Source organism: Nonomuraea wenchangensis (assembly GCF_900111685.1).
GTDB classification, from domain to species: Bacteria; Actinomycetota; Actinomycetes; order Streptosporangiales; family Streptosporangiaceae; genus Nonomuraea; species Nonomuraea wenchangensis.
In genome coordinates this window covers 597222-613318 of the sequence record NZ_FOHX01000003.1, presented here as the reverse complement: position 1 = coordinate 613318, position 16097 = coordinate 597222, and the positions used below count along the sequence as shown (strand labels likewise).

Below are 16097 nucleotides of genomic sequence, written 5' to 3'. Positions count from 1 at the left end.
ACGGCATTGACAGCAGGGCCGCCCGATGTGACACATTGGTGGTCAATGCGTTCAGCTAGTGTCAGGCCGAGGACACCGCCGTCCGACGATGGGTGGTGTCGGGGTGCAGTCGTTCAGATCGCTGGTGGACGAGGGCGCCCGGCCGCGCGTGTTCCGGCGTAACGAGACCATCTGCTCCCCGTTACGGGCCCCTCATCACGTTTACGTCATCGACTACGGCTACGCCCGCGAATACACCCCCGGCGGCGACCGCGAATGCCTCCACGACCTGCGCGGCGACGGCGACCTGATCGGCGAGCTGGCCTTCTGGAGCCCCGCCGAGCGGGTCAGGGTGGACGCGCTGACCGAGCTGCGCGCCTGGCCGATCGACCTGCGGCGGCTGCGCGAGCACGCCGCCGCCAGCCCCGCCGTGGCGACGGCGCTGGTGCAGGAGCTGTTCGCCAGGAACGTCGCCGCCCGCAGGCACGAGGCCCTGTCCCGCGCCCCGGTCGCCGCCCGGCTCGCGGTGTGGCTGCTGCACCTCGACGAGCGGTACGGCCTCGCCTCGGAGTCGGCGCCGCCGCTGTCCATGGAGACCCTGGCCGACCTGGTCGGCAGCTCCCCCGACGTGGTGCAGCGTCAGCTCCAGCAGTGGACGCGGCGCGGCTGGCTGGTCCGCCCCGGCTACCGGCGGCTGCGCGTCGAGGACCCGCCCGCGCTGCGGGCCGCCGCCGGGGAATGGGAGCACCTGTCGGCGCCCTTCACCGGCCGCGTGACCCCGTTCCTGACCCGGCCGGGCGCGCAGGCGGAGCCGCTGCCGGTCGGCGAGCTGCCGAAGCCCCGCCAGCTCCCCGCCGACGTGCCCGACTTCACCGGCCGCCAGCAGAGCCTCGACCTGCTCACCGCCTGGCTGGACCGGCCCCGCCGCACCGGCACCATGGTCGTGCAGGGCCTGCCAGGCGTCGGCAAGACCGCGCTGGTGACGCACTGGGGGCACCTGCACGCGGGCCGCTTCCCCGACGGCCAGATCGTCATCGACCTGCGCGGGCAGTCGCCCAGCCAGCCCCCGATGAGCGCGGTCGAGGCGCTCGGCCAGATCCTGCGCTCGCTCGGCGTCGGCGAGCCCGCCGCCGACGAGGCCGAGCTGATGCTGCTCTACCGCAGCAGGACGGCCGGGCGCAGGCTGCTGCTCATCCTCGACAACGCCGCCGACGCCGCCCAGGTGCGCCCGCTGCTGCCCGGCGGCAAGGACTGCGTGGTGCTGGTGACCAGCCGCACCCGCATGGCGCAGCTGCGCGCGACCGGCCACGCCGACCTCATGGACCTGCCCGTGCTCGACCCGGGCAACGCGGTCGCGCTGCTGGTCGGGGTGCTCGGGAAGGGCTCGCCGCGGGCGGCCGACCGGGACGCGCTGGCCGAGCTGGCCCGGGTGTGCTCCTACCATCCGTTCGCGCTGCGCATCTCGGCCGCCAAGCTGGCCGAGAACCCCGGCATGAGCGTCGAGGAGCGGATCCAGGAGCTGCGCCGGCCCGGCCGGGTGCTGGTCGGCGATCCCGAGGAGGCGTTCCGGTCGGCGCTGGACCTCGCGTACGAGTCGCTGACCCCGGCGCGGCGGCGGGCCTTCCGTCACGTCGGGCTGCTGCCGGGGCGCGACTTCACCCCGCAGGTGCTGGCCGCCGCGCTGGGCGTGCCGGTGGCCGAGGCCGTCGCGGCGGTCGAGGGGCTGCACCGGGCCTACCTGGTGGAGCCGCTGCCGGGGCCGCGCTACCGGGTGCACGACCTGGTCAAGCGGCTGGCCAGGGAGCTGGGCCGGCACGCGGAGGCGGGCGTGCGCGAGGCGCGGGCGCGGCTGCTCGACCACTACCTGGCCGTCGCCGGCGATCCCACGACGCCGCGCGAGTGGTTCGAGGCCGAGCGCCGCTCGCTGGTGTCGGCCGTGCGGCTGGCCGAGGAGAGCGGCGCGTACGGGATGGCGTGGCGGCTGGCCGAGGCGGTGTTCACGCCGTTCAGGCGGCTCCGCTTCTACGAGAACAACCTGGAGATCCAGCAGTCCGGCCTGACCTCCGCCCTCCAGGTCGGCAACCGGCGCGCCATCGCGCTCATGCGCGGCAACCTCGGCTCCATCCACCGCGACATCGGCCCGTCCACGCTGGCCGCCCGCTTCATCGGCGAGGCGCTCGCCGACCACACCTCGCTCGGCGACGACGTCGGCCGGGCCCGCGCGCTCATCGACCTCGCCGAGGTGTACGGCATCGCGGGCAAGGTCGAGGACGCGCTCCGCCGCGCCGGCGAGGCCCTGGACCTGTACGGCGAGATCGGCGACCGGACCGGCGTGGCGAACTGCCTGCACACGCTGTCCCGGCTGCACCTGTCGCAGGAGCGCTACGAGCCGGCGCTCACGTACGCGCGCCAGGCCCTCGCCGTACGCGCGGAGCTGGGCGAGCGGCGCGGCACCGCGCAGAGCCTGATCCTGCTGGCCCGCGTCCAGCGCGACCTCGGCGAGCCGGAGGCGGCGCTGTCGGAGGGCCTGGAGGCGCTGTCGATCTGCCAAGAGCTGGGCGACGAGCAGGCCGAGGCCGAGACCCTGCTCTGCCTGGCCGAGATCTACGACCTGCTGCGCCTGCCGCACGACGCCCGGCGCGACGCCGAACGGGCGCTGGCCGGCTACACCGCCGCCGGCGACCACCACGGCAGCGGACGGGCCCTGTGCGCGCTCGGCCGCGTCGCCCGCAACGGCTCCCGCTACGACGAGGCCCTGGCCTGTTACGAGCAGGCGCTCGCGGTGCAGGTGGAGCTCCACCACGAGCAGGGCAAGGCCGAGACGCTGGCCGACATCGGGCTCGTGTACTGGCGGCTGGCCGACTACCTGCGCGCCGACGACTACCTCAACCAGGCGCTGGCGATCAGCCGGGTGATCCACGACGCGCCGGGAGAGGCCCGCACGCTCAACCGGCTGGCCCGGGTGCGCAGGCGGCAGGGGCAGCCGCAGGTGGCGTTCGTGCACGCGCTGGAGGCCCTGGACATCGTGCAGGGCACCGGCAACCGGCGGGCCGAGGCGGACGTGCAGGAGACGCTGGCGTACACGTACCTGTCGCTCGGCCTGCACGCCTCCGCGCTGCGGGCGGCGCGGGCGTCGCTGGCGATCAGGGAGGAGCTGGGCGACAACCGGGCGAGCGCGCTGCTGTCGGTCGCGCAGGCCCGGCACGCGGCGGGCCGGGCGGCGGAGGCGCTCGGCCCGGCGACGGAGGCCGTCGAGCTGCAGCGGGCGGCCGGCACCCGCGACCGGTGGGCGGCGGCGCTCACCGCGCTCTCGCTGGTCCTGCTGGACCTGGACCGGCCCGGGGAGGCGCTGGAGCTGGCCCGGCAGTCCAGGGACGTGCACCAGGAGTGCGGCACGCGGCGCGATCTCGGCTGCGCGCTGCGGGCGCTCGGGCTGGTCGCGGCGCGACTCGGCGACCGGGACGCGGCCGTGGCCTGCCTGACGGAGGCGGCGCGGACGCTGGAGGAGGTCGGGGACGTGCAGGAAGCCGGCCGGGTCGCGGAAGAACTCCGGTATTTGCCGTGAATCGCCGATGAAAGTAGGGAAATCCGAGGGCTGAGGTCGCAGATCTTCGGCGGCGGTCTCGTGTTCGCTGGTGACTTCGACCAACCAGCGGAGGTGATCCTGATGCTCCGGCAGAACCAGGCCCGGCGCGGCGACCTGAAGTGGCTCAAACGACAGGCCCGTACGGACCGGCGGATCACCCTCGCGCTGCTCGCGGGCGTGGCCGCCGCCTGGCTGAGACAGACGCCGTGGGAGGCGCCCGGCGGGGCCGAGTCGCTGCTCGGGCTCTCGATCGGGCTGCTCCTGGTCTCCGGGTTCGCCTGGCTGAACGCCGCCTACCTGGTGACCAGGACCCTGCGCGCCCGCAGGGAGCCGGTGGAGGAGCTGCGCTGGGTCTCCCGGATCCGGCGGGGCAAGGAGTGGGCGTTCTGGGCGGTGGGCGCGTACGGCGCCTGGCACCTCCTCCAGTTCGTGACGGCACTGCTGCTGCGCTGAACGTCACCGGACGGGCAGCGGGAACGACCAGTGATCGCCGTAGCGCTCGCGCAGGTCGGCCCGTTTCCAGTCCTCCCCGGTCACCCGTCCCCGGCACAGCGGGGCGCCGCACCGGCACTCCAGCACGAATCCGGGCGCCTTCGTGCAGGTCGCGTAGTCCAGCGTCAGCTCCTCCCCTCGTCCCACGTCGCGGCGGACGACGAGGGCGTAGGGGGCGCTCCACCACAGATTGGGGTCGCAGCCACGGGTGACCAGCCGGCCGCCGAGGCGGGAGACGACGGTCCCCGCGGGCAGCGGGGTCGTGGCGAACAGGCCGTCGCCGGCGATCGGCGAGGGCCGGACCTCGACGGCGGGATGCAGCAGGCAGTGCGGAGCGGGAGGTTCAGGCATGACACCAGCCTGGAGGAGGCAGGGGCGGGTGGATAGAGGGAGCTCGCCCGGGTAGCGGGGCTGGCAGGGGGGAGGTGTTGCGCGTGTCCGGGGAGGGTGATCTGGTCGTCCCTGACGCCGCTCAGGGTCTGGTGCTGTTCGCGCACGGCAGCGGCAGCAGCCGGCACAGCCCGCGCAACCGGTACGTGGCCGGCGCGCTCAACGAGGCCGGGCTGGCGACGCTGCTGTTCGACCTGCTGACGCCGGAGGAGGAGGTGGACCGGGCGAACGTCTTCGACATCGGCCTGCTGGCCGAACGCCTGCTGGAGCGCACCCGTGAGGTCCGGGAGCATCCGGACTCGGCCGGCCTGCCGATCGGCTACTTCGGGGCCAGCACAGGCGCGGCGGCGGCGCTATGGGCGGCGGCCCAGCCGGGCAACGACATCGCGGCCGTCGTCTCGCGCGGCGGCCGGCCCGACCTGGCCGGGCCGCGGCTGGCTGCGGTGCGCGCGCCCACGCTGCTCGTCGTCGGCGGCAGGGACCCGGTCGTGATCGAGCTCAACCAGGAGGCCCAGCAGCGGATGAGCGCCGAGTGCCGCCTCACGATCGTGCCCGGCGCCACGCACCTGTTCGAGGAGCCCGGCGCGCTGGACGCGGTCGCGGACCTGGCCCGCGCCTGGTTCGTCACGCACTTCGCGGCCCCGCGCACGGGCCGCGCACCCATCTAGCTCGCGCTGATGGGGGCCGCGCCGGTGGCCTCGGCGACGAGGCGTTCGTAGACCTCGGGGTCCGTGGTCTCGCAGCCGAGGCGGTGGCCGGTCAGCTCGCCGTGGTCGTCGCTGGAGCCGGTCACCGCCAGGCCCAGCTCGGCGGCCAGGCCGCGCAGCCGGGCGCGGGCCGGCCCGTCGTGGTCGAGATGGTCGGCCTCCACCCCGAACAGCCCGGCCCCGGCCAGCTCGGCGATCCACTCGTCGGGCACGACGGGGCCGCGCCTGGCGGCCTTGGGATGCGCGAGCACCGGGACGCCGCCCGCGGCGCGCAACAGCCGGACCGCCCGTACGGGGTCGAGCGCGTAGCGGTTGACGTGCGCGCGCCCGCCCGTGCCGATCCACTCCGGCGTGAACGCCAGGTCGGGCGCGGCGATCGCCCCCGCCGCGACCATGGCGCGGGCGATGTGCGGCCGGCCGACCGGGCCGCCCGCCGCCAGCTCGGCGACCTGCGTCCACGTCACCGGCACGCCCAGCTCGGCCAGCCGCTCGACGGTGAGCCGCGCGCGGGTCTCGCGGGCCTCCCTGAGCCGTACGCATTCGGCGCGCAGCTCGGGCTCGGCCGGGTCGAAGAGGTAGGCGAGCAGGTGGATGCCCTGGTCGCCGCGGCGGCAGGACAGCTCCATGCCGGGCACCAGCGTCAGCCCACCGGGCAGCGCGGCGGCCGCCTCCCGGTGCCCGGCGACGGTGTCGTGGTCGGTCAGCGCGAGCACGTCGAGGCCGCGCTCGCGGGCCCGGCGCACCACGTCGGCCGGCGGCTGCGTGCCGTCGGAGGCGTCGCTGTGGCTGTGCAGGTCGATGCGCATGACCCCGCGTCAGACCGCGATCGAGGCGAGCGTACGGCCGTCGAAGGTCTCGACCGTGAAGTGGTTGAGCTGGTCCTGGGTGAGGCTCGTGCCGCCGTGCAGCAGCAGCGCGTCGGGCGCGCCCGGCACGCCGTAGCCCTTGTCGGGGACGCCCCAGCTCGCCACGACCTCGGAGCGCCCGTCGTCGCCCACCGCGAGCAGCCGGCACTGGAGCGGCCCCTTCACGCCCTTGAGCTGCAGCGCGACGTGGGTGCCCCAGCCCTTGTCCTCCAGGCCGACGACGGCGGTGACCCCGCTGGCCGGGTCGGTCTCGCTGTAGGTCTTCCCGGTCATCAGCAGCGCCGCGGCCGGGCTGTGAACGCTGTCCGGGTTGGGCCCCGCGGCGAACGACCGGACGGCCAGCAGCACGCCGGCCCCGATCAGCACGCACGCGGCGGCGGCCGTCAGCGTACGGTGCAGCCCCCGGCGGCGGCGCTCGGCCGCGGCCCGCCGGACCAGCAGCGACTCGACCTGCGGGTCGGGCGGGCTGGGCAGCAGGTCGTCGGGATGCACGCCCTTGATCAGCTCGCCCATCTCGGCGAACATGCCCACCTCGGCGGCGCAGCTCGGGCAGCCCGCCAGATGGCGTTCGAACGCCGCCCGCTCCCCCTCGTCGAGCAGACCCAGCGCGTACGCGGCGACGTCCTCGTGTTGGACCTCGGTCATGGTGTCACCACCCCCACTCCATACTGTGACGCGCCGGCGCTTTCATGGCAGCATCACCCCCCTTTCTTCCAATGCGACGCGCAAGGCCCGCATGGCGTAGTACACGCGGGACTTGATCGTTCCGATCGGCACGCCGATCGTCTCGGCCGCCTCGGCCAGCGAGCGGTCGAGCAGGAAGGTCTCGGTGAGCACCTGGCGGTGCGAGGGGGAGAGCGAGAGCATGGCGTCCGTCACGACGATCTCGCGCAGCAGCCGCTCGTCGTCGGCGGGGGTGGGCTGGGCGCGTTCGGGGATCGCCTCGACGGTGTCCAGGGGGCGGGTGCCGGAGCGGCGGCGGTCGTCGATGACGACCCGGCGGGCGACGGTGGCGAGCCACGGCATGAGCGAGCCGGAGTCGGTGCGGAGGTCGGGGAGGTTGCGCCAGGCGCGGACCAGGGTCTCCTGGACGACGTCCTCGGCCCAACGCCGGTCGCCGCCCGTCAGCCGGACGGCGAAGGCCATCAGGGGGGCGCCGTATTCGCGGTAGAGGGCTCGGACCATGGCGTCTTCGGTTACGCGGTGATTGCTCACAAGGGGGTGGGCTCCTCGCGCACTCCGCGATATCCATCGCATATCGCGCTGATATGGGATTTATCACTCTAGCCAGGGGCGGGAGCGCGGTCAGGCGCTTCGCCCTATTCGCCCGACAGCCAGATTTAATTGATAAATCAGGTTATGCTCGCCGCCCCCGGAGACGGGATCGTGATCATCCCTGCTGCCCGGATTATCGACGGCCCCACCCCCGCCGCCCGAGCCGACGGCAGGTCGGACAGCGCGAACGCCAGCGACGCCACCACGGTGCCGAGCAGGATGCCGACGAGCACGCCGAGCCCGAGATCCTTCATCACACGCCTCCCGTGGCCAGCGAGGAGATAAGGACGACCGCGCCCGCCAGAAGCGCGACGACGGCCAGGCCGAGCACGACGCCCACGAGGAAGGCGGGCCGCCGCCAGCGCGGCGTGCTGATCAGCGTCTCCTCGTACGCGGGCGGCTGGTACGGCGAGTTCCGCCTCTCCGCCTCGCGCAGCAGCCGCTCGACCTGGGCGCGGCCACCGGGGGCGGGCCGGCCGAGCAGGGCGGCGACCAGTTCGGCCGCCGTGGGCCGGGAGTCAGGATCGGGGCTGCGGCACTCGTCGAGCACCGTGCGCAGCGCCGGCGGCAGCCGGTCGAGGCCGGGCTCCCCGCCCTGCCCCGCCTCCGTCCCGGTGGCGGCGAAGATCATCACTTCGGCCCACGCCCGCACGTCGTGCGAAGGGAACTCGCTGTCGCGCGGCCCGGGGGCGAAGAGCGCCTGACCGTACCGGCCGATCAGCACGTTGTCCGGGCCGAGCCGCAGCCCCGCGATGCCGGCCAGGTGCAGCCTGGCCATGGTGGCGGCGGTGCCGAGCGCGAGCGCGTGCAGCGTCTCGCCACGGAAGGGGCCGGCGGCCCGTACGACGTCGAGGAGCGGCCGGCCGCTCGCGAGGTAGTCGCGCGGCTGCAGAGCGAGGCCGCCGCTCCATCCGTGGAAGTCCATCGCCATCGCCTCCCCGGTCACAGGTGATCAGCGCAGGTCAGGCGCTCCCGGAACCCCGGGGCGCCGTCGTCCGCCACGTGGTACGCCCTGCGGCGACCCCCGGTTCAATGGCATGCCGACTTGTTCCGGCTCAGGACGAGGAGGTCGCGGCGACGGGGTCCCGCCGGCGCGCCGCCCTCCGTCCGGTGGTGAGGTTGACCAGCAGCGAGCTCGCGGTCAGCGCCACCCCGAACCAGACCACGGCGGTGACCCCGAGGTTGTCGGCGAACAGCCCGCCGAAGAGCGCTCCGAGCGCGATGGAGGTGTTGTACGCCATGGTGTTGAGCGACATCGCGGCCTCGAAGGTGTCGGGCGCGGCGGCCAGCGTCAGGTTGACCTGGCACAGTTGCACGGCCCCGAAGGAGAGCCCCCACACCACCAGCGCGGCGACCGCGCCCGCCTCCCCGCCGCCGATCGCGAGCAGCGCCAGCAACGACACCACGAGCCCGGCGCAGCCGACGGCGAACGTGCCCCGCAGGCTCCTGCTCACCGTGTGCCCGGCGACGAAGTTCCCGACGGCTCCGGCGGCGCCGAAGATCATGAGCACGACGGTGACGAAGGCGGGCGTCGCGCCGGTGTGGCCCTCCAGGATCGGCCGGACGAACGTGTAGGCCCCGAAGTGCCCGAGCACGAACAGCACGACGGTGACCAGCACCAGCCGCAGCGGCACGTTCCTGACCGGCAGCCCGAAGACCTCCCTGATCGGGACGGCGTTGCGCGACGGCAGCGACGGGATCAGCGCCGTGACCGCGACGAACACCAGCACGCTGAGCCCGGCCCAGATGAGGAACGTGGTCCGCCAGTCGGTACGGCTCTCCAGGAACGTCCCCAGCGGGATGCCCGCCACCGTGGCGATCGAGATGCCGGACATCACCGTCGCGGACGCCTTGTTCGCCTGCCGCTCGGGCACCAGGCGCATCGCCATGCCGACGCCGATGGCCCAGAACACCCCGCTGGCGAACCCCATGAGCAACCGCGTGGTCAGGATCAGCGCGTAGCTCGGCGACAGGGCGGTCACCAGGTTGCCCAGGGCCAGCACGGCGAGCAGCGCGGACAGCAGCAGCCGCCGGTTGACCCGCCTGGACCAGGCCACGATGAACGGCACGCCCAGCCCGGCGGAGACGCCCTGGAGCGTGACCATGAGCCCGGCGGCGCCCACCGACACCCCCAGACTCTCGCTCAAGGGGGTGAGCAGGCCGACCGGCATCAGCTCGGTGGTGAGAAAGACGAACAGGCTCGCCGTGATCGCGGCGACCCCCAGCCAGGCCCGCGTGGCTGACAGCGGGCGATCTCCATGCACAGTCATACATCTAAGAGTGGGCCCCACCCGATCAATGAGTCCAACACATAGTTTTCATCGAGATCGATCGTGCTGCACGATAGATGCCATGGAGCTGCAACAACTCAGGTACGTCGTCGCGGTCGCCGAGACCAGCAACTTCACCCGGGCCGCCGAACACTGCCGGGTCGTGCAGTCGGCGCTCAGCCACCAGATCGCCGCCCTGGAGCGTGAGCTCGGCGCCCGCCTGTTCGAGCGCACCAGCCGGCGTGTCCGCCTGACCTCGGCCGGTGAGGCGTTCCTGCCCGCGGCCCGCGAGTGCCTGGAGGCCGCCGACCGGGCCAGGGCCGAGGTGGCCGCCGCGAGCGGCGAGCTGCGCGGACGGCTCGCCATCGGCGCCATCACCACGGTCGCGGCCGTGGATCTGCCGGCGCTGCTGAAGGAGTTCCGCCGCCGGCATCCGCGGGTGCGCGTCACGCTCGCCGCGGCCGGCAGCGAGGACCTGATCGAGCGGGTCCGCCGCGCCGACGTGGACGTGGCCTTCCTCGGCCTGACCACGCGGGCCGAGCCGAGGGGCGTCCGGGGCCGCGCGCTGGCCAGGGACGAGCTGGTCGCCGTGGTCGCCCCCGACCACCACCTGGCGGACGAGGAGACGGACCTGGCGAGCCTCGCCGACGAGCCGTTCGTCGACTTCCGGGCGGGGCACGCCGGCCGCGCCCAGTCCGACGAGGCGTTCGCCGCCGCGGGCGTGCACCGGGACGTCGCCTTCGAGGTCTCGTCCGCCGAGTTCATGGCCGACCTCGTCCGCCACGGGCTCGGCGTGGGCCTGCTCCCCTCCGCGTACGCGCCCCGGCTGCGCGACCTGCGCGTCATCCGCCTCCGCGACGCCCCGGCCCGCGTCGAGCACCTGATCTGGGCCGACCGCCCCTCCCCCGCCGCCACCGCCTTCCTCGACCTGCTCACCGACCCCTGATCCCCTGCCGGGCGGCGGTCTCCGTCGCCGCCCGGCGAGGTGGAATCAGCCGGCCGCGCCGGTGAGGGCGGCGCGGGCGGCGGTGGTCGTGGCGGCGGTCGTTCTCGTCGGGATGGAGCGCAGGTCGAAGGCGTAGCGGGCGACGGAGTCGGCGATGGCGTCGGAGTCGACGTCGAGCGCCGTCGCGTTCACGTTGGCGAGCGTGTCGCACGCCTGGTGGTAGCAGCCGTCGTACGGGGCCCCGGCCGTGCCGCCGAACAGCGCGGCCTCCTCGGCGGTCTTGACGCCCTCGGCGCCGGTGAAGATGCCGCCGGACGGGATGCCGATCGCGATGAACGGCCCGTAGTCGGAGCGGCCGTCGAAGTCGGTGCCGACCGTGGGCAGGCCGCGCGAGCCGAAGAACGTGGCGAGCCGCTGCTCGATCTGGGCCGATCCGGGCGGGCCCGCCGGGGAGCCCATGCCGTCGGAGTCGTCCCCGTCGTACAGCTTGTAGGCGTGGTTCGGGGAGGCGATCATGTCGAAGTTCAGGTAGAGCCGGACGCGGTCGCGCTGCTGCTGCGACAGGGAGGCGACGTACTGCGTGGAGCCGAGCAGCCCGATCTCCTCCGCCGCCCAGAACGCGAAGCGGACCTTGTGCTTCACCGGGTAGAGCGCCATCCGCTCGGCGACCTCCAGGATGGCGGCGCTGCCCGAGCCGTTGTCGTTGATGCCGGGGCCCTCGGTCACGCTGTCGAGGTGGGCGCCGACCATGACGACCTCGCCCGGGTCGCCGAGCCGGGACTCGGCGATGACGTTGTCCTCGGTGCCGAGCGCCAGGTTGGCGTCGACCTTGAGGTGCACGGTCGCGCCCGGCGTGGCGGCCAGCGCCTGGCCGACCGCGAAGTCGGCGAACACCATCGGCAGGCCCTGCAGGCCGCTGAGGTTCAGCGCGAAGGCGTCGGTCCGTCCCGGCTGGCCCTCGTTGAAGATGATGATCGCGCTCGCGCCGGCGGCGAGCGCGTTCTCGACCTTGGTGACGAACGGGCAGGTGCCGCGCTGGACCAGCGCGATCCGGCCGGCGACGAACCCGGCGAAGTCGGCCGCCTCGCAGCCGCTGGTGGAGGAGGGCGCCGGCGCGGGCGGCAGGGTCAGGTCCACGGCCTGGACCTGCGCGGTCACGTCGCCGGACGGGGACGGCTCGAAGGTGAAGAAGTCCTCGTTCGGCACGTACGTGGCGCCGCCCTGCACGGCGAGCGTCGGCGGCGTGTTCTCGCTCCAGCTCTCCACGAACTTCACCGGCTGCAGGGTGACCTTGTAGCCGGCCCTGCGCAGCTTGCCCGCCACGTAGTCGCGGGAGGCCCGGTAGCCGGGGGTGCCGACGGCGCGGGTGCCGCCGTTGGCGTCGGCGATGGCCTGGAGCGCCTTGAGGTGCTTGGCCACGTTCGTGCCCTTGACCTGCTTGACGAGCAGTTCGGCGAAGACGTCGTCGAGGCCGCCGGTCCGTGCCTGGGCGGGTGGCGCGGCGAGGACCGCGGCGAGGACCGTGGTGAGGAGCAGGCCGAGCGCGACGGCGAATCTGCGCATACGCATGCGACGGATCTCCCTGGTGCCGGGATCGGGTACGGCGCGCGTAGTCCCCCCGAGCCGCGCCGAACGCGAACGTAACCCGGTACTGAGCCGCCGAGAAGGCCCACTATCACCGCGGATTTACGATATTTCAGGTCGCCTCGCGGCGGGCGCGGGCGCGCCGCTTCCCCTCGTGCATCGCCTGCACCCGCGCCACCGGGATCGTGTGCCCCTCCTCCACCAGGCCGGCGGGCAGGCGCTGCGGCTCCGGCATCTCCCCCGCCCACGGATCGGACTTCTCCACCAGCGCCGCCGCCGTCCTGATGGTGAAGTCGCGCGGCGTGACCCGGTCCAGGTCCGACCACGGCACGGGGAACGACACCGGCACGCCGGGCCGGATCCGCGGGCTGTAGGCGGCCACGACCGTCGCGCCGCCCGCCCGCGTGGAGTCGATGAAGACCTTGCCCGCGCGGTCCTCCCTGATGAACGCCGTCGTCGCGAGCCCCGGGTCCACCCGCTCGGCGCGGGCCCCGATCGCGCGGGTGGCCGCGGCCAGGTCCGCCATCGGGATGCCCGGCTCGACCGGCACGAACACGTGCACGCCCTTGGCCCCGCTGGTCTTCACCGCGCCCGCGAGCCCCGCGTCCGCCAGCGCCTGCCGCACCAGGAACGCCGCCCGCACGGCCAGCCCGAACGACTCCGCGCCCTCCGGCGGATCGAGGTCCAGCACCAGATGGGTGAAGTGGTCGCCGACGAACAGCGCCGGGTGGAACTCCACCGCCCGCTGGTTGCCGAACCAGATCAGCGTCCGCCGGTCGTTGCCCAGCGCGTACGTCACCTGCCGCCGCGAGGAGTCCGCCCACACCGAGACGCGCTCGATCCACGGAGGGGCGTACTTCGGCAGGTTCTTCTGCATGAAGGGCTCCTGGCCGGGGCGTACCCGGACGACCGAGAGCGCCCGGTCGCGCAGCACCGGCACCAGCCGGTCCGCGACCGCGTCGAGATAGTCGACCAGGTCGCGTTTGGTGGCCTCGGCGCCGTCGAACAGCGGCTGGTCGAGATTGGTCAGCGTCACGCCCTCGCGGGTCTCCTCGCCGGTCACCCCGTCCACGATATCCGAACACCTGTTACAGTGATCGACTGACGCGGGGTGCCCGGCGATCCGGGCTGAGATCACACCCGTCGAACCTGATCTAGCTCGCACTAGCGAAGGGACGTCATGTTCTGCGATGACATGTGGCTGCGCACGGCCGACCTGATGACCGCGATCCACGACCACCCGTTCAACGTCGCGCTCGGCGACGGCAGTCTCGACGCCGACCGGTTCGCGTTCTACATCGTGCAGGACGCCCGCTACCTGGAGGCGTTCTCCAGGGCGCTCGCCACCGCCTCGGCGCGGGCCACGGACCTGGAGGAGGCGGCGTTCTTCGCGAGCAGCGCACACACGGCGCTGGCCGCCGAGCGCCTGCTGCACGCCGGGTACGTCGCCGAGCTGGGCGCGGAGGCGACCGGGATCGCCACGTCGCCGACGTGCCTGGCGTACGCGTCCTACCTCCAGGCGACGGCGCTGGCGGCGCCGTACCCGGTGCTGGTGGCGGCGGTGCTGCCGTGTTTCTGGATCTACCAGGACGTGGGCACGACGCTGCTCGGGCGCGCGGGCGACCTCGGCGGCCACCCGTACGGCAAGTGGATCTCCACCTACTCGGACCCGGAGTTCGCGGCGTCGGTGACCCGGGCCAAGGCGATCGCCGACCGGCTCGCCGAAGGCGCGGCCCCGGACACGCGGGCGGCCATGGAGCAGGCTTACCTGACGGCGGCGGCGTACGAGTGGATGTTCTGGGACAGCGCCTGGCGGCGCGAGAGCTGGCCGACGGCCCGCTGGCTCGCGCCCTGATCCCCCAGGCGGGCCGCCGCTAGGGGCCGGCGGCGCCGCGGGCGGCCATCGCCTCCTTCTCCGCGCGGGTGGCGATGAGGCCGGACGGCGCGAGCAGCCTCGACTCCTCGAACGGCTCCTCCGTGGTCGGCAGCGGCTCGCGCGCCCGGACCGCCTTGAACCACACGCGGACCGCGTCCAGGATCACGATGACGATCATGACGGCGAACAGCGCGGCCAGGACGCCGTCCACGGTGGAGTTGATGACGATCTGCCGCATCGCGTCCGTCGACTTGGCGGGCGCGAGCAGCTGCCCCTGGTCGAGCGCGCTCTGGTAGCGGTCGCGCTGGGCGAAGAAGCCGAGCGTCGGGTCGGTGGAGAAGACCTTCTGGTAGCTCGCCGTCAGGGTGACCGCGGCGTCCCAGGCCAGCGGCACCCCCGTCACCCAGGCCCACTTGAGCCGCCCGCTCTTGATCAGCAGCGTGGTCGCCACGGTGAGCGCCACCGCCGCGAGGAGCTGGTTGGCGATGCCGAACAGCGGGAAGAGCTGGTTGATGCCGCCCAGCGGGTCGTTGACGCCTTGGTAGAGGAAGTAGCCCCAGGCCGCCACGACCACCGCGCTGGAGCCGAGCAGGCCCGGCCACCAGCTCACCCGCGCCATCGGCTTCCACAGGTTGCCGAGGGTGTCCTGGAGCATGAACCGGCCCACCCGGGTGCCGGCGTCCACGGTCGTGAGGATGAACAGCGCCTCGAACATGATCGCGAAGTGGTACCAGAACGCCTGGAGCGCGGCCCCGCCGAGGAAGCCGGAGAAGATCTGCGAGATGCCGACGGCCAGCGTCGGCGCCCCGCCGGTGCGGGCGATCAGCGTCTCCTCCTGCACGGCCGCCGCCGCGGCCTGGAGCTGTTCGGGGGTGATCGTGAAGCCCATGTTCGCGACGGCCTCGGAGGCCGACTGCACGGTGGCGCCGAGCACCCCGGCCGGGGCGTTCATCGCGAAGTAGAGGCCGGGCGACAGCACGCAGGCCGCCGTGATGGCCATGACGGCCACGAACGACTCCATGAGCATGCTGCCGTAGCCGATCATCCGGACCTGGGTCTCCTTCTGGATCAGCTTCGGCGTGGTGCCGGAGGAGATCAGGGCGTGGAACCCGGACAGCGCCCCGCAGGCGATGATGATGAACACGAACGGGAACAGCGAGCCCGCGAAGACCGGCCCCTTGCCGTTGAAGGCGAAGTCGGTGAAGGCGGTCGTGCGCAGCGGCGGCATGGTGACCGCGATGCCGATCGCGATCAGCGCGATGGTGCCGATCTTCATGAACGTCGAGAGGTAGTCGCGCGGCGCGAGCAGCATCCACACCGGCAGGACCGCGGCGACGAACCCGTACGCGATGAGCCAGAGCGCGAGCGCCGACGGGCTCAGCGTGAAGAACGGCGCCCAGCTCGACCCCTGCACCCAGCCGCCCGCCACGATGGCGAGGACCAGCAGCGCGACCCCGATCACGGTCGTCTCGACGACCCGGCCGGGCCGCAGCACCCGCAGGTAGAAGCCCATGAACAGGGCGATCGGGATGGTCATCGCGATCGAGAAGACGCCCCACGGCGAGCGCGCGAGCGCGTTGACCACGACCAGCGCCAGCACCGCGAGCAGGATGATCATGATGGCGAACACGGCGACGAGCGCCGCCGCCCCGCCGACCGGACCGATCTCCTCGCGGGCCATCTGACCGAGGCTGCGGCCGTTGCGGCGCATGGAGAAGAACAGCACCACCATGTCCTGGACGGCCCCGGCGAAGATGACGCCCGCGATGATCCAGATGGTGCCGGGCAGGTAGCCCATCTGGGCGGCCAGCACCGGCCCGACCAGCGGCCCGGCGCCGGCGATGGCCGCGAAGTGGTGGCCGAACAGGATGCGCCGGTCCGTCGGCTGGTAGTCGATGCCGTTGTCGAGCCGCTCGGCCGGGGTGGCCCGGCGGTCGTCGGCCCCCAGCACCCTGCGCACGATGAAGCGGGCGTAGAACCGGTAGGCGATGGCGTACGAGCCGAGCGCGGCGCACAGCAGCCACACCGCGTTGACGTTCTCGCCCCGGGACAGGGCGAGGACCGCCCAGCCGGTGGCGCCCACGACGGCGACCGCCGTCCAGATGATGACGGAACGCAGCTTCACC

At 73.4% G+C, this 16097-nt stretch carries 15 protein-coding genes and 1 riboswitch; of the genes, 5 read left to right on the top strand and 10 right to left on the bottom strand.

Annotated elements, in window-relative coordinates; translation table 11 throughout:
- Positions 1-103 precede the first annotated feature (103 nt).
- Positions 104-3544, top strand: a complete 3441-nt coding sequence (locus tag BMW85_RS11610; protein ID WP_177240621.1) for a tetratricopeptide repeat protein — start codon at positions 104-106, stop codon at positions 3542-3544.
- A 102-nt stretch (positions 3545-3646) separates the two neighbouring features.
- Positions 3647-4018, top strand: coding sequence for a hypothetical protein (locus BMW85_RS11605; protein WP_143082225.1), 372 nt, complete (start codon positions 3647-3649; stop codon positions 4016-4018).
- A gap of 3 nt (positions 4019-4021) precedes the next feature.
- Here BMW85_RS11605 and BMW85_RS11600 read toward each other — a convergent pair whose 3' ends face one another.
- Positions 4022-4408, bottom strand: coding sequence for an SET domain-containing protein (locus tag BMW85_RS11600; RefSeq protein WP_091080333.1), 387 nt, complete (start codon positions 4406-4408; stop codon positions 4022-4024).
- Between the two features lie 83 nt (positions 4409-4491).
- Between BMW85_RS11600 and BMW85_RS11595 the strand changes: the two genes are divergently transcribed.
- Positions 4492-5115: a dienelactone hydrolase family protein gene (locus tag BMW85_RS11595; protein ID WP_091080331.1), complete on the top strand. Its 624-nt coding sequence runs from the start codon at positions 4492-4494 to the stop codon at positions 5113-5115.
- On the opposite strand, the gene BMW85_RS11590 is transcribed toward BMW85_RS11595, so the two are convergent.
- The 6 genes from BMW85_RS11590 to BMW85_RS11570 all read right to left on the bottom strand — a co-directional run bounded on the left by BMW85_RS11590 (position 5112) and on the right by BMW85_RS11570 (position 9565).
- A complete protein-coding gene (locus tag BMW85_RS11590; RefSeq protein ID WP_091080329.1) occupies positions 5112-5960 on the bottom strand; it encodes a PHP domain-containing protein in 849 nt (282 codons plus the stop codon). The genes BMW85_RS11595 and BMW85_RS11590 overlap by 4 nt on opposite strands.
- 9 nt (positions 5961-5969) lie before the next feature.
- Positions 5970-6665, bottom strand: coding sequence for a zf-HC2 domain-containing protein (locus tag BMW85_RS11585; protein ID WP_091080326.1), 696 nt, complete (start codon positions 6663-6665; stop codon positions 5970-5972).
- Positions 6666-6707: 42 nt separating this feature from the next.
- Entirely contained in the window at positions 6708-7205 is a 498-nt protein-coding gene (locus BMW85_RS11580; RefSeq protein ID WP_091080325.1) for a sigma-70 family RNA polymerase sigma factor, read from the bottom strand.
- Between the two features lie 167 nt (positions 7206-7372).
- A complete protein-coding gene (locus tag BMW85_RS49490; protein WP_177240619.1) occupies positions 7373-7549 on the bottom strand; it encodes a hypothetical protein in 177 nt (58 codons plus the stop codon).
- Positions 7549-8220: a protein kinase family protein gene (locus tag BMW85_RS11575; RefSeq protein WP_143082224.1), complete on the bottom strand. Its 672-nt coding sequence runs from the start codon at positions 8218-8220 to the stop codon at positions 7549-7551. Before BMW85_RS11575 ends, BMW85_RS49490 begins: the two co-directional genes overlap by 1 nt.
- Positions 8221-8350: 130 nt before the next feature.
- Entirely contained in the window at positions 8351-9565 is a 1215-nt protein-coding gene (locus BMW85_RS11570; RefSeq protein WP_091080320.1) for an MFS transporter, read from the bottom strand.
- An 82-nt stretch (positions 9566-9647) separates the two neighbouring features.
- Here BMW85_RS11570 and BMW85_RS11565 point away from each other — a divergent pair, with 82 nt between their 5' ends.
- Positions 9648-10511: a LysR family transcriptional regulator gene (locus tag BMW85_RS11565; RefSeq protein ID WP_091080318.1), complete on the top strand. Its 864-nt coding sequence runs from the start codon at positions 9648-9650 to the stop codon at positions 10509-10511.
- 45 nt (positions 10512-10556) lie between these two features.
- Here BMW85_RS11565 and BMW85_RS11560 read toward each other — a convergent pair whose 3' ends face one another.
- Entirely contained in the window at positions 10557-12080 is a 1524-nt protein-coding gene (locus tag BMW85_RS11560) for a M28 family metallopeptidase (RefSeq protein WP_245774725.1), read from the bottom strand.
- Between the two features lie 127 nt (positions 12081-12207).
- Positions 12208-13158 (bottom strand): DNA polymerase domain-containing protein, encoded by a 951-nt coding sequence (locus tag BMW85_RS11555; protein WP_091080735.1) that lies wholly within the window; start codon positions 13156-13158, stop codon positions 12208-12210.
- 34 nt (positions 13159-13192) lie between these two features.
- Positions 13193-13288: riboswitch (TPP riboswitch) on the top strand.
- On the opposite strand from BMW85_RS11555, the gene tenA reads away from it, so the two are divergent.
- A complete protein-coding gene (gene tenA / locus BMW85_RS11550) occupies positions 13276-13950 on the top strand; it encodes a thiaminase II (protein WP_091080309.1) in 675 nt (224 codons plus the stop codon). (Overlaps the previous riboswitch by 13 nt.)
- A 19-nt stretch (positions 13951-13969) precedes the next feature.
- Here tenA and BMW85_RS11545 read toward each other — a convergent pair whose 3' ends face one another.
- On the bottom strand, positions 13970-16096 hold the full coding sequence (locus BMW85_RS11545) for a carbon starvation CstA family protein (RefSeq protein WP_091080307.1): 2127 nt from the start codon (positions 16094-16096) through the stop codon (positions 13970-13972).
- Position 16097: the final 1 nt, after the last annotated feature.